The sequence below is a fragment of the Actinomadura sp. KC216 genome, assembly GCF_004348535.1.
Taxonomy (GTDB): domain Bacteria; phylum Actinomycetota; class Actinomycetes; order Streptosporangiales; family Streptosporangiaceae; genus Spirillospora.
In genome coordinates this window covers 26,986-47,542 of sequence record NZ_SMJX01000010.1, presented here as the reverse complement: position 1 = coordinate 47,542, position 20,557 = coordinate 26,986, and the positions used below count along the sequence as shown (strand labels likewise).

Sequence of the window (20,557 nt, the reverse complement as noted above, 5' to 3'; positions counted from 1 at the left end):
GATCGGGGCGCGGTCTGCTTGCCCCCGCCTCGTACTGGCCGACAGCCGCGGGCGATACTCCGATACGCGTGGCAACTTCTTTCTTAGTGAGGGCGGCCAGCCTGCGGGCCTGGGTCAGCCGCGTGGCCTCGAACGCAGTAGAAACAAGACTCGGAGTCGGTCGCGAGCCGTCTGCTGTTCGGTCACCGAAGATGTGTAGCTGCTCAGTGTCCTTCATCGTCGGCTACGCCCTGCGTAGGTGTCTCGGTTTCTGTGCGCGGTGGGAACGCGTCCTGATTCTTGACCTCGACGGCCGGGCGTGCGTTCAACGGCGGCGTGGGCATCGGTCCCTCATCGAACTTCGGCGAGGACGGAAGGTCTCCTGGACCAGAGCCGGTGCCGGGCAGTTGTCCCCCTGATGGAGGCGCCTTGCGGAAGGGAATCTCCTCGCAGTGGACCCACCTGATCCTGCCGTGCTCGTCCAGTAGTTCGGCCTCGCCCCACCACAGTTCCAGGAGCCCCGCCTGAGAGTTGCAGGCGTAAGCGATCAGGACCAGTCTCGTGCCTTCGGGCAACCGCGCGAGGCTAGTGGCGACGGCCTCAAGCCTGCGCGTCTCCCCGTCGTCGCCGGTGTCGAGGGCAAGCTGCACCATCGAGGGCTCCGGGCCGAAACGACGGAAGAGGATCTTGAGCAGCCCGGAGACCTTGGCGGTCCCGCCGATCTGGGCCTTCATCACATTCGTCGAGCGATCCTTGGCGAACTCGAACGGGAACAGCAAGTTCCCCGACACCACGGTCAACTCGTGCATGGAGCCCGTAGGCCTGATCGTGGTGACGCCGGGCATGTCCGTGAATGAGCGGCCGAGCGTTTCGAACTTGCGCGCCATGAGGGTGAACCCGAAGGGGTGCTGCTTGTCGGTCCCGGAGGAGCCCTGCGCATCCCGGGCGTTCTCGATGGCCTCCAGGACCGCCTCGGCTACCGCGCGGCGGACCGGTACAGCGCCTTCACCGAAACGGTCCGAGGACCAACGCGACGGCGGTGGCTCAGCGTGCATGACAACCCCCGGCTTAGGATTGCGGCACGCAGAGGCGCGTCCCGCTTCATTTTTCAACATCATAGTCCCGAAGGTGCTTGAGTGCGACCACCATGCCGGTGATGCTGCTCGTCACCGTCCTGCTGTCATGCGCCGCCTCACTGGGCATCTCGAAACTCTTGTCCACCACGTCCTCGTGCAGGGCCGCCGAGTTCGTCGCGCTGGCCGTTGGCTACAACATCATCTTGACAAGCGCGTCCGCGAAGAGCGTCGACCCACCAGGAAGGCGCACGCCGTCCGCTGCGGCTCACCACCGCCGCTGACCCTGCGGAGCATCGAACTGCTCACGGCTCAGCGGCGATGAGTTGATCAGCGCCTCTGAGGACCTCCACCTTCTCCGCACAGGCTTCGCGTGGCGGTGGGATTTCGTGTGTCGTGCCCTCGGTAGGCGCTCTACGGCTCTTTCCAGCTGTGAAGGCCGATGCCGACCCAGGCTCCCGGGCGCCGATGGCCTGGAAATTGGTCCGGGTGACGGGTGAAGGAGGTGTTGAATCGGTTCGAACCTGGCGCCGCTCTGGCCGGCCTGAGAGGAACAGCCGATGACGTCCGCCCCCGATGCACCGACGCTCCCGTTCGTGTACCAGCTCACCCTCGAACGCCCGACCGGGATCAAGGACGAGGCGTGGCAGGCGATCGCGGCGACGCAGCGGCGTCTCGGCGCGGCTCTTGATGCCCAAGATCGTCCGCTTGCCGTCGGGACGGCTAAGGAGCTGGTCGAGGCAATCGCGAAGACCGTCATGTCGACGCGTGGACAGGCCGCTGGCGCCCTGATGGATTACGACAAGTGCGTAACTGAGGCGCACAAGGCCTTGAATCGCCTACCAGGGCCCGATCTCAGCGATGATCAGACGCTGAGGCAGCTCGTCCAGAGCGCGAAGGGAATCGCCACTCAACTCAGCGCGATCCGCAACGCCTACGGGACGGGGCACGGACGATCCGAACAACCCCCGGTCAACGAAGAGATGGTCCATCTGTGTCTCGATGGTGCGTTGCTGTGGTCCCGCTGGGCGCTTCGTCGGCTTGGGGTCCTTACGCTCTCGATGCCCGAGCCTTTGATCCAGGATCTCGAATACGGGACCTTCTACGGAGGCGACCTTGCCAAGCGTCTGAACTCGGCTGGCCTGGCCGAACTGGATCCAGCAGTGCAACGCCGGGTCGGGCTCGCCGTAGCGCAGCGCGCGATGCGCGAGACCTTCGTCGTCCGGCGCGAGGGCGTCGAGGCGTGTGCGCAGAGCGGCGACCTGACGATTTGGCCGGACGCGTATCGGAGCGCCGTCTTCGAGGGGCTGTTCATCGATCCCAGCGGGCGGCTGACCGCGGACGACTGGTCGACCGAATGGGCTTCACGCGTGCTTACGCCCCTCCCAGCGGAGCAGGTCATCGAGCTGATCGAGGGGTTGCGAACCAAGCTCGCCGAGACCAGTGAGCCCTCACTGGCACTGGACCCCTTCGCCGGTGACTACGGTCTCGAACAACGACTCAGGGCAGGTGCCGTCTACCTTCCGCCGGGTGCGCGAGACGATTGGCAGCTCCTCGCCCGCGAGGTTGCTGTGGCGGTCGAGCGAGCCTAGTCGGCGCGTAGGGCGCCCAGAGGGCTCTTGACCAAGGCTTCGCTGGAGTCAGTGCGGTCGGGGTGCTATGCGGAGACCTCTCCCATCGTGGCGTGGAGCAGTGCATAGACCTTGCTGACGAGCGCCACTCCGGGAGAGGGCGGAACGGAACCATCCGGCCCCCTGTCCCGGATGATGAGGCCCCGGACATCCGCCATGGGCGGATCGTGGAACGCCGAACCTCCTTGAGCGGGGGCGAAAGCGTCCTACACAGGCATGATGTTTCAACGGTCAATGTCATCGAAGACACTTGATGACTGCGTTCCATTGTCGGAAGATCGAAGCACCTCAGATCTAAATTTTTGCGCACCATGGGCCTTAATGCGATCCAAGTCTATCGCCTTGGCGAATCTATCCGCGGTCTCGAATTCGCCAATATTTCTGAAGGCAGACGAGTACGCATGAAGCGCATCGTCGACACCGAAATCGCCAGTGAGGCCTTCTTCTCCGCGCCAATAAACATCGTCCGCCCAACCCTCCTCTAGCGCTTCCTCCAGGTGGGGCAAGAGCGAGTTGCGTACTAGTTCGAAAAGGCGCAACCGATCCCTGTCCTCTAGTAGTACATGCCATTCCCAGCATTCGCTCCGCACCCAGGCAGGATCGATAACCGTTACCGCGAGATCGGCCATACGGCGGATAGCTGCCTCCCGAACCTCTTTCGAGAGGAGGCCAGCCCGGTGAAATCGGGCCAGAAGCCTAGGCTCCGGAACGAATTCACAGTATGAATCGAATGTGACTATCCGACCTAGTATCTGTGGATAGACCTTCAGGAAAGACGCCAGCATCTCATCGCTACAATCTCTCCAAAGATATAGGAGAGCGTCATGCGTCCAACAGGAGCCTCCGGGCCACCGTTCAAACATATTAGCCAGACGGTGAGAGACCTCACTATAAAGAAAAGCAGGTATCCGCAGTAGCGTGCCCGGCCGCCCCTCTTCATCTGGCGCTAGACAATCTGTACGCTCAAGCAGAACGTTGTCATCCATTCCTACAAGAACATTAACCAACAGGTGGTGCTGTCGCGCCAGCCACGCCGCAAACCCCTCTCTCAAGGTTGGATGCTTAAAAGACCAGAGGGGTCGACCATCACTGTGCCGGGCCTGCTTTACAAATGGCCCATCCAAGACTGTCAAGGCCCTATTTACCTCGGCAAGTGTTGAGCCAATCTGCTCCAGCAAGCTACGGCCGATGGCATCCAGTTCGATTGGACCGACAAGAGACCCAGATGACGATATATAAATAAGGGTCAAAGCTGCTTGAGCGTTCGTATCTAGTTGACTATAAACCTCACTCAGAAACTGGCCCGGTTGAGCCATGAATAGTTCTATTCCTCGCAGGCTCACCTCTAAGTTGCGAGTAAACGCCCGCAGGCCGAGGCGTCGAGCGGCTTCCGGACGAAATGGCTTGACGTCTGCAGCACCTTCAAGGTAGGGCTTCATTGCAGCAAGAACTTCGCGAGGTTGATCGCCGGCTTTAAGGTGATTGTAAACTATCTGCCGACGCTCAGACTGGCTAATATTCGCAACGTCAATTACAATCTGTTGCTCTTCGAGCAATGGATAGGAATAGGTTTTCAGCTGGGGGCGAGCCTCTCGGTATATGTAGTCGCGCGAAGTTAGGATGACCTTTGCGCCAGCATCGATCGCCGCCATGATGGCGGGCATATCCCGCGACCAGTCACGAGTCAGGTTATCTTCATGTCGGACTACACCAAACGCGTCATCAACTAGGAACAGTTGTCGTTCCTCGTGCGGGTTCCAATGGTTGACTATGTCTCGGGATGTGCGCACCCTTACAACAAAGCAACCCCATTCATCGATAGCTCCCATCGCAAGCATAAGCGCATTTACGGACTTACCAACGGCAGGTTCGCCGAGCAATAGCACGAATCCGTGATTCCGAAGAGCCGTATTTGCTTTCCGGAAGGCATCGGTGGCAACAAATGTTGAGATCTGGCCTGCAGCTGAGATCATCAGCATTTTGGCTTGTTCGCATGCCCGATCATCTAGAATTTGAGACAAATCACCCAAGCCGTAGACGCGAGGTGCAAACGTCCTAAGTGTGCGATGGGAGGCAATGGTGTCACAGATCCACTGGGAGTCGAGAATCAACGGATGCTCTACTCCGCATTCCTTGAGCCGCTTCCTTATCCGTCCTTCTGTTGCCCCACTCACGCGAGCGTTGGTCATGAGGACATATGTTGTGCACATCCCTTGCGCTACTAGCAGTCGAACCTTTTCGAACTCATTCTCTAGTTTGGAGAGAGATAGCGTCGAACTCTCACTCTGACTGTGTTTGCATTGAATGACGAAGGGTGCTGTCGGGATGGCTTCATTAGCCTCATCATGTAGTGAATTGTCCCATGAACCATAATATACGCCATCGCGGCCACCGTCATTCGAGTCGGCAAACGATGCTACTGACTGGCCCCAGACATGGCGAAGAATTGCGGTACAGAGATCCTGAAAATCACGCCAGGTCAACGTATGAAGGGCAAAATAGGGAGATCCTGGAGCGGTCGTTAGACCTGAAGTTGCTGACCCCACCTATGGTCTTCCTTTCTAGAAATTTCGCCCACCGCCAGACGCATCCTGGCGCGCTCTTGCGCCCTTGATCGTCCCACGGCTGTCCCACAGCCTCCCGCGGCTGCAGGCAGACACTCACGCGAGACCGAGAGCGTCTCGCATTGCGGCCATGTTCTTCTGGAGGGTCGTCACACCAAGGTTCAGCACGTAGACCTTGTCGACGAGCGGAGCGAAGCCGAGGCTTCGCCAGACCTGGCCGAGCTTGCTTGCGGCGACGTCCTCGTCAGCGATTAGGGGCTCGTCGGGAAGCGAACCGGCTACCAGGAACACGCCGCTGCATCCTCGGCCTAACGTCTCGATGGCGCTGCCGGCGAGATAGGCGCCGAGGCCGGACCCGCGCCACTGCGGTTCCAACCGGGCCGTGTCGAGCACCAAGTAGGCCGGCCCGGTGGCATCGAGGAGATTTTCTACCTCCTCGCGGAGCGGGGCGGCATAGCCGGGCTTGCCGATGGCCCGCACGATCTGTTGACCGCTGCACGCGCGCCCTTCGAGGGCGACCTGCCAACTACCTGCTTGGTAGGGGTCGAAGGCATACAGGGTGAAGTCACCGACGTGGGAGACGAGGATGGGCTCCCCGCCCTCGGTGTAGTCGCGCACGTCCGCGCTGACTTCCCAGCGTTCGATCTCGTCGTCATCGTCCATGACGGCACGGCGCCGCTGGGTGTAGGTCAGCTCGATCTTCGACGCATCCGCCGGGAACTTGCGCGTAGAGGGCTTGTTCATCATGGAGCGAGCATCGGCGTTCAGCGTCCCTGGGGGCTAGAGGCATCGCCGCATGTGGCCGCGAGTCTGGGCGCGATCGTGTCCAACTCGCCCACCATCCCCTCGTTAGGGTCTTGAGGATTGACGCACCGCAGGCCGGAGGACAGGAAGAACGCAGTCCGATTCTTCATGGACTCCGGTGAACCACTCCTAGGGATGAGCGCAAGAGCTGTGAAACCTGCGCGGCGGGCTCGTCGCACGAACTCCTCAAGCAGTTGCCGCCCGACGCCACTGCGCTGATGCTCGCGCGCGACCGCGATTGTGAAGAGGAAGGCAGACCTGCACCCTGGGATCCGGAGATCCTCAGCCACGTTCCCGGTGAGGCTACCTTCGAGGTAGCCGAGGACTGATCCGTCATCGTCCACCGCGACCAGCACCTCCATGCTTGTGGGGATACTCTTGATTAGGTAGTCGCTGGTGTTGAAGTACGTGCCGCAGTGCTCAGCGGCCTCGACGATGCCTGGAGAGTCAGGCGGCGTTGCACTGCGGACTGCAACCCAGCCACCGCGGCTCACCATCGACGGCTGCCGTGCGCATCGTCGGCCGTACCGTCGCCGTTCTGCTTTGCACGTTTGATGAGCTTCGCCAAATCGGTCAAGGCGCTGCCGCTCTTCCCGCGAGCCAGCATTGTCCCCAGGATGACGTCCGCTGACATGGGCTCCTCGCAGTGTAGGTCGTGCAAGATCTGCAGCGTCCGGTCGGCCCCAGTCCCACGGCTCCAGCCGTTGTTGCCGTTGGACAGGATGTGGTCGAGCTGCTGCCGCTGATATTCGGTCCGGCGATCAGGCGTTGGCTCGCCGGTGCTGAGGTTCAGCGCACCGGTCTCCATTGCCCATCCGATCAATGGGTAATTCCGGTCCTCGACTAGTGTCAGGGACGAGCCTCGTGCGAACCGAGCAGCCCAGCTGAACTCCTTGTAGTTCAGGAGGAAGCCGAGCACAGGGCCGCGCCCGCGATTGGCGCCACGACCGGTTCGCATCTCGCCTCGGGGCGTGGTTGCTGCGTGATCCCGCGCGAACCGAGAGAGTGTTTCGATCCCCTCCTGGACACTCAGCTGTGCTGTTACGAGCAAGGGGACCGCCTGCTGCTCCCTGGCCTCGGCTGCAACCCAGGCCGCCGCGAGACCGGCCATCACTTCGTTGTCGCGGCCTGGTCGGTCGTCGGGCATCCAGGCGGCGGTGTAGTCCGCAGTCATGACGCCGGACCATATCGACAGAGTGTGACAATATCCGCCCGACCTGGGCAATGAGTATGTCGATGTCGAGTACGAACTCAATACGTGAAGTGCGACACCCAGAGTCAGGAGTCGCGGCGGAGAGGGGTGGAGCGGCGCTCCCCGGCGCGGATGATCTGTGCGATGCCGTCGTCGCTGAAGACGATGCGGTTGGTCCCCGCGGGCCGGGTGTGGGCTATCTGGCCGCGGCTGGCCTTGTCACGCAGAGTCCGAGCAGACAGGCCACCGAGCATCTGCGACGCCTCTTCGGGGGAGTGGACGTGAGGCCCTGCGAGCTTGCAAATGGAGCCTGGAGCGATCTTGAGCAGCTCATACAGCAGGCACTCTCCGGCAAGTTGGCAATCGCTCTCGGGCATTGGAGTCTCCCTGCTGCCGCCCCTGTCGGTAACAGAACTGCTACCCGCTCCCACCCCGGAAGGGCCTTCCCGGACGGTGGGGAACGCTTTCACGGGAGCCACACTTCGCTGATGTACCCACCTACCTGTTCGGTGAACTGGCCACACAGGGAGTCCGCCCCAACTAACGTCCTTGGCGCAGAGCTCGGACCGCGACAGTGGGAGTGCGAGAACCATGACAGCCCAGCGCTCGAACGTGGTGCTGTTCACTGCTGGCGCTTGCGACCCAAACCCCGGTCCCGGCGGCTGGGGTCTGATGCTCAAAACGGATGGCGCCGAGATTGAGATGCACGGCAGCGACCCCGAGACCAAGAGCGGCGCCATGGAACTGATGGCCGTCGTCCAGGGACTGGAGCAACTCACCCAGCAGTCTCGCGTCCAGGTGATCTCCGCCAGCAGCTACATCTGTAACGGCATCAACAGCTGGCGCGGTGCCTGGAAGCGCCGTGGCTGGAAGAAGCGTAACGGGGAGGAGATCGAGAACCGCAGCCTGTGGGAGCGCCTCGACGCGGCCCTCAAGGGACACGAGGTCCAAGCCACGCGGCGGCGAGACGGGGCTCGACATCGGGAAGACGAGCGCGCCTGTGAGCTTGCGGCACAGGGCGCGGGCGAGGCGGCCGAGCGACGAATGGTCGAGGGCCTCGGTCCCGGTCCGGCAGCGATGTACAGGTCACCGAGCTCCTGACGAGCTGGCCGGTCTCAATCGTCAGGGGTGGCGACCTGAATGTGCGAGGGCGGCCAGCCTGGCCGCAGGAGGTGGTGACCGATTCCTGTGACGCGTCAGATGCCGTCCCGATGCCTGACGACAAGCGACAGGTTTCGATTGACCGATCCGGGCGCCGCCCAAGCCACGCCGTTCTCATCCTGTGGGAGGTCTCCGGTGGGCATGAACCGCACAAGCTCAAGGTCAGGCCCAAGCATCCTCGGCTGACCGCCGAGCCCGAGCGTCTCATCGAGGATCTCGCCGCACGCCTGCCGGAGGGTGCGGAGGCTCGCACGACCGCACGGCTCCCATAGCGGGTGAGTGGGGGTCTCTTCGGTCAGGTGCGTGGCCAACTCGTCTCAATCGAAACTAGTACCGAAAGTGGCTTGGAGTGCAGTGCGGTTGTGCCAGATCCACATCTGCGCGAGTGCCAGGCGGAACTGTGGATCGCTCAATGGCCAGATCTCATCAGAATCTGCGCGGCGCATTTGCGTCCAGCCAGCCGAAGGCCAGGGCCGGCAGGCCCGACTGGGCCATGGCCAGAACCTCGGGGGCCGGCTCGCTCTCTTCCGGAGTCACGACGGCAGATCCCCGCTCCCCGCCATCACAACAGTAAAGGTGCGGCCGGAGACGCTCACGTTTTGCACGAGAACGCTTGCCTCAGAGCCGTTCGCTAGGCGGAGCATTGCCGGGACGCTGAGATTGCCCGGATTATCCCTCGTCGTGCCGCGAACCGACCAGTCGAGCCGCTCAGGGTCGTGCGATGATCGTTACGTGTAGGTCGGCTCGATTGCCGACGGAAGAGAATCATCAGCGCCGGCCCGGCGCCGACGAGCGGGTAGACCGGCCAGGGCACGTCGCTCAGTTCGGGGACCTGGGCTAGGAAGATCAGGATGGCCAGGGCGTTGAGGAACCCGACCATCACGCTGCGCGGCACGAACCGCATTAGCCGGGCCACGCCCAGCGCCCCGAGGACGATCTGGAAGATCCCGGCGAAGATGACGGTCGCGACCAGATGGCCGATGCCGTGCTCGCGGGCGATGGGGGCGACGACCAGGGCGACCGCGCCGGTCGCCGCGGAGATCGTCGCGGGCCGTCCGCCGACGATCGCGATCGTGACGGCCATGGTGAACGAGGCGAACAGGCCGATCCTCGGCTCCACCCCGGCGATGATCGAGAAGGAGGTGGCCTCCGGGGATCAGCGCGAGCGCGACGACCAAGGTCGGCCAGCGCTTCCCGGCGACCTCTCCCTCGTGTGACACACTCGGCCGCAGTCCCGCCGTGTGCCAGGTATCGTGCACCGTCACGTCCGTCGCTGGGAAGAACGCCAGCCGTAAAGTTCGCCCTGGGAGGCGTCGGCCAACTGGAGACACTTTCTATTCGAGGAGGGCGTCGAGGTCCTCGGGCCCGAACCCGGCATCGAGCAACACCTGCCGGTCATCCTCCGGGATCCAGCCCCACAGTTGGGCGGTCACGGCGACCTCACGGTCGCGGGGGTGCGGGAGATCGAACCCGGTCAGGGGCGTGTCCTCCGGGTGGTGGAACAGGAACCGGCGGGCGCTGTTAACCGTGCACGAGTTGCTGTATAGCGCCACTGCGGCGACCCCGGCAACACGGATGTCACGCCCGTGGGGCGAGATCTCGGGCGGCACTGCGGACGGTAGGTACATCGCCAGCGAGTGGCGGCGGGTCAGTGGCGCATGGAGGACGGTCGCGTTCTCGACACCGGTCCCCATGCCCATCCGGGTCGCGTCGGCGTTCGGGACGACAGACACGGGATGGTCGCTGGCCGCGAGGGCCTTCCGCTGGAACACGGTGAGCATCCAGGAGCAGTCTAGGAGTGACTGCGTGACGCGGGGCAGCAACTGCGCCAGGTGCTGTACGTGGTGGTTCGCCTGGACCCGCGCGCGGAGCGGGTTCTTGAAGAGGTCGACCCAGAGGAGTGTCCTCGCGGTTGTCAGAGCATCCCGGTCGTCGTGGTCCGGGAGATGGAGACGACCTCTACGCGCGCGCCCATTCCCTCCAGCGCGGTTGCCGTGTTCAGCAGCGAGACCTTGGCGAAGGCGAACAGGGACTCCGGGGTCACCGGCACCCCGTCCTTGAGCAGGATGGCGTACACGACGGTGGGTGAGCTGAACGACGTGTCCAGATTGTGGTCGGGCGCAAGTTCGTCGAGCTTGGCGAGGAACTTCTTGCGGGCTTCGAGGTCGTAGCGCAAGGTCTCGATGGCGACGCGCCCCTGCGCGAAGAGATGGTTCAGCGGTGCGGTGCTCTTGTCGGCCTTCTTGACGCAGATGAATTGGCCGCCTGGACCGAGGACGTCGCTGAGTTCGAGGCCGCCGCCGCGCAGGCGCTTGGTGCGCACGGTGTTCTTGTCGAGCAGCACGTAGCCGTCCTGGGCGGCGATCTGCGCGTTGTACCAGCCCTCGTCGTGGTCCTCCTCGTCGTGTTCCGCGCTCTTGGTCCAGGCCGGCATCGTGACGGTGGCGGGGCGAGCCAGGAGTTCAGCGATTCTGCGGTCAATGACGGTGAGGTACTCGGCACCGATCTCGTACCACCGTCCCTGCCAGTAGAAGTAGTGGACGACTCCGCCAGGCACTTCGGCGGTGAACCAATGGTCGGCAGGGACCTTGCCGCTGATCGGCTCGGCATCGTCGGTGTCGGCGAACATCTGGACGCGGCCCTTGCGCAGAGCCGCCAAGCGGCTCCCATGGGGCCGATGCTGGACGGCTGCGACGAGCTGGTCGATATCGAGCTCAGCGTAGGACTGCGCGCTGCCCGCGAGCGTCACCTTGAAGGACTCGGCGAATTCGAACCTGTCCCGACACACGCTCGGCACCGCCAACGCCATGCGGTTCGCCCCACCTTCGCCGAGCATGATGTCCAGGCGCTCATCGAGGAGTCGCACCTGCTCGGACTTCGGGCTGAGCGGTCGGACCTGGGCGATGAACTCAAATTCGGGCAGCGGGTTGGGGCGGGCACAGACTTCCTCGATCTGCTGAAGGTCGTGCAGCATGGCGGTGGGGGTGCCGCCGAGGTGCAGCTTGATCGAACGGTCGTTGCCGGTGACGTGCGCGGGCCGGGTGCCATCCCGGGTGAAGGTGAGGGGGACGCCGACGATCTGCCCGGAGATCTGGCTGACGATCTCTCCGAACTGCTCGATGCCGAAGCCGCGGATGTTCTCCCCGCTGATGGCGGAGTTCTCGTCGGTGCGGCCGCGCGCGTCCATGATCTGGCGGCGGACCTTGGTGATGCGGTCCTCGTTCAGGCAGCGGACGGCGAACTCGATACCGAAGCCGGGATCGATCCGGATCGGGTCGATCATCAGGTGGCCCATGCCGTAGGTCAGGCCGTAGATCGCCTTCTCGGTGCGGACTAGGAGGAGGGCGAGAGCCGTCCGATTCTCCTCGGAGACGGATCTTCCGGTCAGGAAACTGAGCAGTTCGCACCAGTCGGCCGGGCCAGGTGCGATCGTGCCGGAGACGAGCAGGCCGGAGATGCCGTCATGGTCGACCTCGCGAGCCTCGAAGCCGTCGCGCTTCAGATAGCGCGGCAGGACAAAAGAGCGCAGGTCTTGCTCCCCGGTCGGTCCGGTGCCGCGCAGCCGGTACAGCGAGGTCTTGCGGGTGGCCAGCGGGTTCTTGACCAGGGCAGCGGTTGGAGCGCGGAGATTCTCGTTGGTCACTTCGGTCCTTGTAGAGGCGGAGGGCCGGGCGGCCCTGGGTTCGACGGGAGGCGGGTTCGGCGCTTTCCCGGGATCAGCGCGGCTCCGTACTCCGTGGCAGCAGTCGGCCATGGATGTTCACATCCATGGATCACCGGTGGCCTCGACCGCGGTCCAGACGGACCAGGGCACTCAGCACGTGTGCAGTCCATAACTCACGGTGATTGAGTGGGTGGTTCCCGCGTTAGCCACGCACGGTATCAGCATTTGTGAACATAGGCAACGAAGTTCACAGAAGCCTTGCAGGATGGCCGGACGGCGCGGTACGGTTCCCTGCGTGAATCCCGATGAGCACGACGAACTGACGGCCGCCGCGATCGCGCGGCTGGCCGGCGTCGGTCGTGCAGCCGTAGCCAACTGGCGCCGCCGCTACCCGGAGTTTCCGAAGCCGATCGGCGGCACCCCGCACAGCCCTACGTTCTCCCGCGCCGAAGTGGAGGCGTGGCTGAAGGAGACCGGCAAGGGTGACCAACTAGCGACGGCCGGCCGTACGGACACCGGCACGCAGCGAGTCGAGGATGACTCGTCGTCCAGGGAGGACCTCCGCGACGAGTGGACGCGGCGTGCCCTGGAGCTGACACCGGAGCACGGCATTGCCGACCTGCTTCCCGCCCAGTTGCTGGCCAGAGTGATGGTGTCGCTGCTGCCGCCGTCCACGGCCGCCGCGCGGCCGGCGGATGCCGACGCGGTTGACGTACCTGCCGTGCTCGATCCGGCGTGCTTCAACGCCACGTTGCTGATGGCCGTCGCTGACCGCTTTGGCGACGGCGTCACGCTCGTCGGACAGGAGATTCAGGAGTCAGCCGCTGCGGTCGCCACGTTCAACCTGCGCAGCAATTACGACGTGACCTACGAGATTCATACCGGCGACTCCCTCCTGGACGACCGTCTCGACGCATACCTGGGCGCGGCCTCAGCCGTCGTCTGCGAGCCGCCCTTCGACAAGCCGCAGTGGCCGTCGGCCGAACTGGCCACCGACCCGCGCTGGGAGTTCGGCATCCCGGCCCCCCGCGACGGCGAGCTTGCCTGGGTCCAGCACTGTTACGCGCATCTGCGACTGCACGGCGTGGCGGTCGTCGCCGTAACGCCACGCACGTGCGTCCAGCCGTCTGGGCAGTCCGTCCGTTCGGGGCTGGTGCGCTCCGGTGTGCTGCGTGACGTGATTGCGTTGCCCAAAGGGATGGGGTCGGTGCCCGACACCAACCTCCATCTCTGGGTTATGCAACGGCCCCAAAGCGCCCCCGACCATCGGGCGGTGTGGATGGTCGACCTGTCGGGACTGGGCGACGCGGCCGATGTCCCGCACGAGTTCGCCGCCTGGCAGCGGCTGTTCGACGACGCTGACCCGACGATCTTTCGGGCCGTTCCGCGGTTGGAGCTCCTCGACGGAGACGCCGACCTGCGACCGTCCCGCCATGTCACCGCGAACGTCCGGGCGAGTGCCGACGATTTCGCTCGCGTCACCGACCGGCTGGCCAACCTTTACGCCCACGTCGGACGGGGCTTGCCGCGCTTCGCCGCTCCATCGGGGCCGACCCGCCACTCGTACGTGACCTTCGGTGAGCTAGAGCGCGCCGGTGCGCTGGTGATTCGCTCCCGCGACGACACCCCGCGTGCGGGCGACCTGCTGGTGCGCACGCTCGGCCGAGTGCCGGTCGTCGCGACCGGTACCGCCGACGACGACGCGGGTGTCGCGCAGGTGGTCGAAATCGACTCCGACCGCTTGGATGCGCACTTCCTGGCGGCCTTCCTGCGAACCGACGCCAACGCACTGCCCGTCGCCAACACTCTCGGTGCTCTCAACCGCGAGGATCTACGCCGCTGCCGTGTTCCCCGGCTCCCGCTGGCCGAACAGCGGCGCTACGGCGATGCGTTCCGCCACTTGCAGGACCTGGAGGGTGCGCTCGCGGGACTGGCGAAGGTGAGCGGGCACGTGATCGACCAGACCGTTCAAGGGCTTACCACAGGCGTTTTGGCACCGGACTTCACCGTGATGAACAACACTGATGTCGCTGATGCGGCTGACGAGGAGACGACAGAGTGAGCTCAGGACCCACCCACGCCAGGATGGCCAGCGACATCTGGTCGGTCGCCGACCTATTGCGCGGCGACTACAAACGCCACGAGTACGGTCAGGTGATCCTGCCGTTCACGCTGCTGCGCCGACTCGACGCGGTCATGGCGCCCACGCGGGCGACGGTGCGGACCCGCAACGCCTCCCTCGACATTCAGAACAAGGACCGGCTGCTGGAGATCGCGGCGAAGTTGCCCTTCTACAACGTCTCCGAGCAGGACTTCACGACGATCGCGGCCGACGCTCCGAACGTCGCCAAGAACCTGCGCGATTACATCAACGGGTTCTCGTCGAACGTCCGGCAGATCCTGGCCCGCTTCGACCTGGACAACCAGATCACCCGGCTGGCGGGTGCGAAGATCCTCTACCAGGTCGTCGGCCGGTTCGCCGCGATGCGCGACCTCGACAAGCTCAGCAGTCACGACATGGGCTACGTCTTCGAGCACCTGATCCGTAAGTTTGCCGAAGACTCCAACGAAACCGCCGGTGAGCACTTCACCCCGCGCGAAGTCATCAAGTTGATGGTCAACCTGCTGATCGCCCCAGATGCCGACACCATCGCCAGCGAGGGGCAGGTCATCAACATCCTTGACCCGGCCTGCGGTACCGGCGGCATGCTGACTGCGGCTGAGGACCACATCAAATCGATCAACCCGAAGGCCGAGGTCTACCTCTTCGGCCAGGAGATCAACGCCGAGTCGTGGGCGGTCTGCCAGTCGGACATGCTGATGCGCAACCAGCGCGGACGCATCTACTTTGGCAACTGTTTCAGCGACGACGGTTACCCAAACCAGACCTTCGACTACATGCTTGCCAACCCGCCGTTCGGCGTGGAGTGGAAGAAGGTCAAGGAGGCAGTAGAGGACGAGGCCGAACTTGGTCACGCTGGCCGCTTCGGCGCCGGCACACCTCGCATCAACGACGGCTCGTTCTTGTTCCTGCAGCACATGATCTCGAAGATGGAGCCAGTCGAAGGCAAAGGGGCTCGGCTGGCGATCGTCTTCAACGGCTCCCCGCTATTCACCGGCGCGGCCGAGTCTGGCGAATCCAAGATCCGCCAGTGGATTCTGGAGAACGACTGGCTGGAAGGTATCGTCGCCCTGCCGGACCAGCTGTTCTACAACACCGGCATCTCCACCTACTTCTGGATCCTGTCCAACCGCAAGGCCGCCGAGCTGCGTGGGAAGGTGATCCTGGTCGATGCCCGCGATCAGTGGGAGAAGATGCGCAAGTCCCTGGGCGACAAGCGCAAGCAGATCAGCGACGACCAGATCGATCACATCACCAAGCTGTACGGTGACGCTCTGAAGGTCGCGGCCGACCCTGGGCGCTCAGAGCACCGCAGCGTAAAGGTCCTCAACACCCGCGACTTCGGCTACCACCGCATCACCATCGAGCGCCCCCTCAAGCTGCGCTTCGAGATCACCGAGGACACACTCGCTGCACTGGAGAACTCCAAGGCACTCGCCAAATGGGGTGAGCAGGCAACACTGATCGAAGCATTGCGACCGCTGCTCGGTTCGGTCTGGTGGACCAAGAGAGAAGCTGCAAACGCCATGCACGCCAGCGTCGTGGCGGGCGGCGGACTGTGGCCGGGCAACGCAGCTCCGCTGAAGGCACTCTGGAACGCAGTGTCAGTGTCCGACCCCAAAGGCGAAGTCCAGAAAGCCAAGGACGGGACGGTACTGCCCGACCCAGACCTGCGCGACTACGAGAACGTCCCGCTAGACGAGGACATCGACGCCTACTGCGCCCGAGAGGTCTCTCCACATGTCCCAGACGCCTGGATCGACTACGACAAGACGAAGATCGGCTACGAGATCCCCTTCACACGCCACTTCTACGTGTACTCCCTGCCGCGCCCTTTGGCGGAGATCGACGCCGAGCTGCGCGAACTGGAGAGCCAGATCCAAAAGCTCTTGAACAAGGTGACAGGATGAGCTGGACCAGCATCCCACTGAAGCGGATCGCAACGCTCAGGGCAGGGGGTACCCCCTCTGTGGGTGAGCCGACCTACTGGTCGGATGGTGAGGACGGGCACGCATGGGCGGCCATCGGCGATATGTCTTCGGTTGACATCGTTACTACGACGGCGAGGCGGATCTCAGAAGACGGACTACGTTCGGCCCGAATCGAGATGGGGCAACCCGGAACGATCCTCTTCAGTATGTACGCGAGCCTCGGGCATACGGCATGGCTCGGAGTTCCGGCAGCTTGGAATCAAGCAATCCTCGGGCTGTGGCCTGACTCGACCAGCGATGCTCGGTTCTTGCGGTACTCCTTGGTTTCGCTGAGACCGAACCTTCTGGAACAGGCGAGAAGCAATACACAGGCGAATCTCAATGCCGAGCAGGTCGGCAACCTTGCCATTCCTCGCCCACCGCTCGACGAGCAGCGTCGCATCGCCGACTTCCTCGACGCCGAGACAGCACGGATCAATGTTCTTATCGGCAAGAAGAAGAAAATGATCGCCTTGCTGGATGAGCGCGTCCAGGCGGTCATCAACGAGATCGCTCCAGGAGCGATGATCCATGGACTAGATGGTAGTCCGGTGGGCGTTGCCGGAATGAAGTGTGTCCGGCTGGGTGCCGTAGCAGCGGTCCAAAGCGGATTCACGATGGATGGGGGAAGGAACCATGGGACTGATTCCGTGACCCTGCCTTATTTGCGGGTAGCGAACGTTCTCGATGGCTCACTTGCCCTGCAAGATATCAAGGAAGTGACACTGCCGCGATCATTGGCCGAGCGATGCACTTTGCGGTCAGGTGATGTCCTGATGACTGAGGGTGGGGACCCTGACAAACTTGGCAGGGGGACGGTCTGGTCCGGCGACATCGAACCATGCCTGCACCAGAATGCCATCTTCGCGGTCCGACCTGACTCGCGACTACTGCCAGAGTATCTCGCGCTGGTGACTCGCACGCGATACGCCCGTACCTATTTCGAAGTGACGGCAAGTAAGTCAACTGGGATCGCTCACACGAGTAGCACGAAAATCACGGGATTTCGCGTACCGATGCTTGCAGTCTCTGAGCAACGCCGGGTGGTCCGCCTTGTGAGTGAATCATTGGCGGGAATGGATGCGCTACGAGGGCCGGCTGAACGGCAGGTTAGCCTACTGGCTGAACGCCGTCAGGCGCTGATCACTTCCGCCGTTACCGGCAAGATCGACGTCACGACCGTACGTGGCATGTCCCCGGGCGAAGGTGCGTCCCTGTGAATCTCCACGTCCTCAGCGAGATGGCCTTCGAAGCTCGCGTAGAGGCCGAACTTCTGGAACGTGGCTGGTCGCGCGCGGCAAACACCTTTGACGCCGAGCTTGGCATCGACACCGGTGAGATGTACCGGTTCATCGGTGCGACACAGCCGGATCGCTGGGAAAAGCTCATTGAGCTCTACAGCGGCGTTCAAACGACTGCACAGCGGCAGTTCGCGCAGCGTGTCGCCGCTGAGATCGACGCGCGCGGTGTGCTAGACGTGCTGCGCCGAGGTGTGCGCGACCGAGGTGTGCAGATTGACCTGGCCTACTTCCGTCCTGGTCACACTCTGGCCGCCGATGCCCTTGCCGAGTACCGCGAGAATGTGCTCACGGTTGCGCGGCAGCTTCACTACAGCACGCGCCACCCGCACCGGTCTCTAGACATGGCGCTTTTCGTTAATGGGCTGCCCGTCGTCACCGCCGAGCTGAAGAACCCGAACACTGGGCAGAGCGCCGATCATGCCATTGCGCAGTACCGGTTCGAACGCGACCCAAACGATGTGTTCTTCGCAAAGCGGACGCTGGTGCACTTCGCCGTCGATCCCGACCGCGCCTTCATTACAACACGGCTGCGCGGCGCCGATACCGAGTTCCTGCCGTTTAACGTCGGTTCCAACGGGCCCGGGAGGTCCGGCGAGGCCGGTAACCCTCCCGCCGCCCCCGGCTCCTACAGCGTCGCCTACCTGTGGGAAGAGATCTGGCAACCCGACAACTGGCTGGAGATCCTGCACCGGTTCATCCACGTCAAGGCGCCCGACAAGAAGGGCTTGAAGGAGAACCCGCACGCCTCGCCGCGCATCTTCCCGCGCTACCATCAGTGGGACGCGGTACAGAAGATGATCGCCCACGCGCGGACGCACGGAGCCGGGCGCAATTACCTCATCCAACACTCGGCGGGCTCGGGCAAGTCGAACACGATCGCCTGGCTGTCGCATCGCCTCTCGAACCTGTTCGATGCTGACAACCAGCAGGTCTTCCATAAGATCATCGTGATCAGCGACCGGCGCGTCCTTGACCGTCAGCTGCAGAGAACCATTTTCCAGTTCGACCACACGCCTGGCGTCGTCAAGAAGATCGACGAGGACTCCAGGCAGCTTGCCGAGGCACTCGACGACGCCACCTCGAAGGTCATCATCAGCACGCTCCAGCTATATCCCTATGTGTTGGAGAAGGTCGCCGACATGGGGCTGGCCGGCAAGCGGTATGCGGTCATCATCGACGAGGCCCACTCTTCGCAGGGTGGTGAATCGGCGACACGGCTCAAGCAGATACTCGGTGTGAATGCGATACCGCGCGACGAGGATGAGGACGACGCCGAGTACATGACGCGGGTGCGTGGTCGTCAGCCGAACCTGTCGTACTTCGCGTTCACCGCCACGCCGAAGTCGTCGACGCTAAAGCTGTTCGGCCGCTTCAACCCGGACAAGCTGAACCCGCGCACCGGCGAGCGCGGCATGTATGAGCCCTTCCATATCTACTCGATGCGGCAGGCGATCGACGAGGGTTACATCCTCGATGTGCTAGCCAACTACATCACCTATGACACCAAATGGCGGCTGCGTAACGCCGCCGTTGAGCAGGCCGAGTCGCGCATCGCTAACCCGGAGGTCGACGCGGGCAAGGCGAAGAAGGAACTGGTCCGCCTCGCCAAGCTGCACCCGACATCGCTGGAACAGCGGGCGAGACTGATCGTCGACGACTTCCGGGAGAACATCGTCGGGCGGCTCGGCGGCCGCGCCAAGGCCATGGTCGTCACCAGTAGCCGGCAGCACGCGCTCGACCTGTACCAGGCGATCCGCCGTTATGTCGACGACCGCGGTTACACCGACTGCGGGACGCTCATCGCGTTCTCCGGCACGCTGAAGGACGACGCTGACCTGGAGTTCACCGAAGCCCAGCTCAATGGTTTTCCGGAGAGGCAGCTGCCGGACCGGTTCAGCTACACCAAGGCCGACGATCCACAGGCGGTCGCACGTGACCAGGCCGAGTACCGGCTGCTGGTTGTCGCAGAGAAGTACCAGACCGGTTTCGATGAGCCGTTGCTGTGCGGCATGTACGTCGACAAACCGCTGACCGGTGTTGCGGCTGTGCAGACCCTGTCGCGGCTCAACCGCATCCATCCGCTGAAATCGCAGGACGACGTGCGCGTTCTCGACTTTGCCAACCAGGCCGCCGACATCCAGGCCGCGTTCGCGGACTGGTTTGAGACGACGATCACCGAGCCGGGTGACCCGAACCTCCTCTACACCAAGCAGCGTGAGGTGATGGACTACGGGCTGCTGGTCGCCTCGGAGATGGAGGCGTTTATCCGGATCCTGGCCGAGGCAGGGCCAGAGCGGATGCCCGATGCCGCCGAACGCAGGCTCCACGCCCACCTACACGAATACCTCAAGCCAGCCCTTGACCGCTTCACCGCCCTCGAAACCGATGACGAGCGTGAGGGTTTTCGGAGCGCGCTGCAGGGCTACGTGCGCGCCTACAGCCTCATCGCACAGATCGTCGACTGGGGAGACCGGGATCTTGAACGCCTCTACCAGTACGGGAGGATTCTGCTGATCCGTCTGCCGGGACAGCCTTCGGCGTCCATCGACATTGGGGACGCGGATCTGAGCCACTTCCGACTGGAGTTCACTGGGCGGCACAACGTGTCCCTGTCGCCCGGCGGTGACCGCGCGGTGCGGGGCCATGCCGCGGATGGTGCTGGCCCCCGAGAGCCGGAGGTGAAACCGCTATCGGAAGTAATCGAGGAACTCAACGAACGGTTTGGGCTGGACCTGGGCACGTCCGACCAGATCCTGGTCTACCAGCAGGTCGCCAATCTGGTTGAGGACACGACCATGCAGCAAATCGCGCTGATGAACGACGAGGCCCGCTTCGGTCAGGTCGCCGACGACAGGCTAGACGACATCGTCGCCGAGAACGCCGAGCGCAACACTGATTTCATGAAGCTGTACTTCGATAACGGCGAGTTCCAGAGGGCGATCAAGGAGGCGGCGCGCAAACGCGCATACAAGATCATCACAGAGCCTGCCAGGGACGAGGCGCTAGCGCGGTTGCGTGCGGAGATGCGTCGGGAAACAGGCGGCCGAGCCGGACTGTAGTCGCGTGGCCTGGCGGTTGGCCGTAGGGGCCGGTTAA

Annotated in this window: 15 protein-coding genes and 1 pseudogene; 7 read left to right on the top strand and 9 right to left on the bottom strand. The window is 63.4% G+C overall.

Features of this window, described 5'->3' with window-relative positions; translation table 11 throughout:
- Positions 1–203: 203 nt before the first annotated feature.
- Positions 204–1,097: a hypothetical protein gene (locus E1264_RS03250; RefSeq protein WP_132169399.1), complete on the bottom strand. Its 894-nt coding sequence runs from the start codon at positions 1,095–1,097 to the stop codon at positions 204–206.
- A 14-nt stretch (positions 1,098–1,111) separates the two neighbouring features.
- Between E1264_RS03250 and E1264_RS03245 the strand changes: the two genes are divergently transcribed.
- Complete coding sequence (locus tag E1264_RS03245; protein ID WP_132169397.1) at positions 1,112–1,336, top strand: hypothetical protein; 225 nt, start codon at positions 1,112–1,114, stop codon at positions 1,334–1,336.
- A 312-nt stretch (positions 1,337–1,648) separates the two neighbouring features.
- On the top strand, positions 1,649–2,644 hold the full coding sequence (locus E1264_RS03240) for an abortive infection family protein (protein WP_165963948.1): 996 nt from the start codon (positions 1,649–1,651) through the stop codon (positions 2,642–2,644).
- A 263-nt stretch (positions 2,645–2,907) separates the two neighbouring features.
- Here E1264_RS03240 and E1264_RS03235 read toward each other — a convergent pair whose 3' ends face one another.
- The 5 genes from E1264_RS03235 to E1264_RS03215 all read right to left on the bottom strand — a co-directional run bounded on the left by E1264_RS03235 (position 2,908) and on the right by E1264_RS03215 (position 7,620).
- Positions 2,908–5,166 carry a restriction endonuclease gene (locus tag E1264_RS03235; RefSeq protein ID WP_165963947.1) on the bottom strand — a complete coding sequence of 753 codons (2,259 nt, stop codon included), beginning with the start codon at positions 5,164–5,166 and terminating at the stop codon, positions 2,908–2,910.
- A gap of 177 nt (positions 5,167–5,343) precedes the next feature.
- A complete protein-coding gene (locus tag E1264_RS03230; RefSeq protein WP_132169391.1) occupies positions 5,344–5,994 on the bottom strand; it encodes a hypothetical protein in 651 nt (216 codons plus the stop codon).
- Positions 5,995–6,011: 17 nt separating this feature from the next.
- Complete coding sequence (locus tag E1264_RS03225; protein WP_132169389.1) at positions 6,012–6,548, bottom strand: GNAT family N-acetyltransferase; 537 nt, start codon at positions 6,546–6,548, stop codon at positions 6,012–6,014.
- A complete protein-coding gene (locus E1264_RS03220) occupies positions 6,542–7,225 on the bottom strand; it encodes a hypothetical protein (protein ID WP_132169387.1) in 684 nt (227 codons plus the stop codon). Before E1264_RS03220 ends, E1264_RS03225 begins: the two co-directional genes overlap by 7 nt.
- A gap of 104 nt (positions 7,226–7,329) precedes the next feature.
- Positions 7,330–7,620, bottom strand: coding sequence for a DNA-binding protein (locus E1264_RS03215; protein ID WP_132169385.1), 291 nt, complete (start codon positions 7,618–7,620; stop codon positions 7,330–7,332).
- Between the two features lie 214 nt (positions 7,621–7,834).
- Between E1264_RS03215 and E1264_RS03210 the strand changes: the two genes are divergently transcribed.
- On the top strand, positions 7,835–8,344 hold the full coding sequence (locus E1264_RS03210; protein ID WP_132169383.1) for a ribonuclease H: 510 nt from the start codon (positions 7,835–7,837) through the stop codon (positions 8,342–8,344).
- Between the two features lie 817 nt (positions 8,345–9,161).
- On the opposite strand, the pseudogene E1264_RS03205 reads toward E1264_RS03210, so the two are convergent.
- The 3 genes and pseudogenes from E1264_RS03205 to E1264_RS03195 form a co-directional block, all read right to left on the bottom strand.
- Positions 9,162–9,636 (bottom strand): annotated as a pseudogene (locus tag E1264_RS03205) (SulP family inorganic anion transporter); the annotation flags it as partial.
- A gap of 102 nt (positions 9,637–9,738) precedes the next feature.
- Positions 9,739–10,227 (bottom strand): DUF4238 domain-containing protein, encoded by a 489-nt coding sequence (locus E1264_RS03200; RefSeq protein WP_243710717.1) that lies wholly within the window; start codon positions 10,225–10,227, stop codon positions 9,739–9,741.
- Positions 10,228–10,319: 92 nt separating this feature from the next.
- Positions 10,320–12,047 carry a DUF6119 family protein gene (locus E1264_RS03195; protein WP_243710716.1) on the bottom strand — a complete coding sequence of 576 codons (1,728 nt, stop codon included), beginning with the start codon at positions 12,045–12,047 and terminating at the stop codon, positions 10,320–10,322.
- A gap of 316 nt (positions 12,048–12,363) precedes the next feature.
- Here E1264_RS03195 and E1264_RS03190 point away from each other — a divergent pair, with 316 nt between their 5' ends.
- Genes E1264_RS03190 through E1264_RS03175 form a run of 4 tightly spaced genes read left to right on the top strand, consistent with a single transcriptional unit; the run spans position 12,364 to position 20,520 of the window.
- Positions 12,364–14,130, top strand: coding sequence for an N-6 DNA methylase (locus E1264_RS03190; protein WP_207935694.1), 1,767 nt, complete (start codon positions 12,364–12,366; stop codon positions 14,128–14,130).
- Positions 14,131–14,153: 23 nt separating this feature from the next.
- Positions 14,154–16,100 carry a class I SAM-dependent DNA methyltransferase gene (locus tag E1264_RS03185; RefSeq protein ID WP_132169375.1) on the top strand — a complete coding sequence of 649 codons (1,947 nt, stop codon included), beginning with the start codon at positions 14,154–14,156 and terminating at the stop codon, positions 16,098–16,100.
- A complete protein-coding gene (locus E1264_RS03180; protein WP_132169373.1) occupies positions 16,097–17,380 on the top strand; it encodes a restriction endonuclease subunit S in 1,284 nt (427 codons plus the stop codon). The genes E1264_RS03185 and E1264_RS03180 overlap by 4 nt, the downstream gene beginning before the upstream one ends.
- Positions 17,377–20,520, top strand: coding sequence for a DEAD/DEAH box helicase family protein (locus E1264_RS03175; protein WP_243710715.1), 3,144 nt, complete (start codon positions 17,377–17,379; stop codon positions 20,518–20,520). The genes E1264_RS03180 and E1264_RS03175 overlap by 4 nt, the downstream gene beginning before the upstream one ends.
- Positions 20,521–20,557 lie beyond the last annotated feature (37 nt).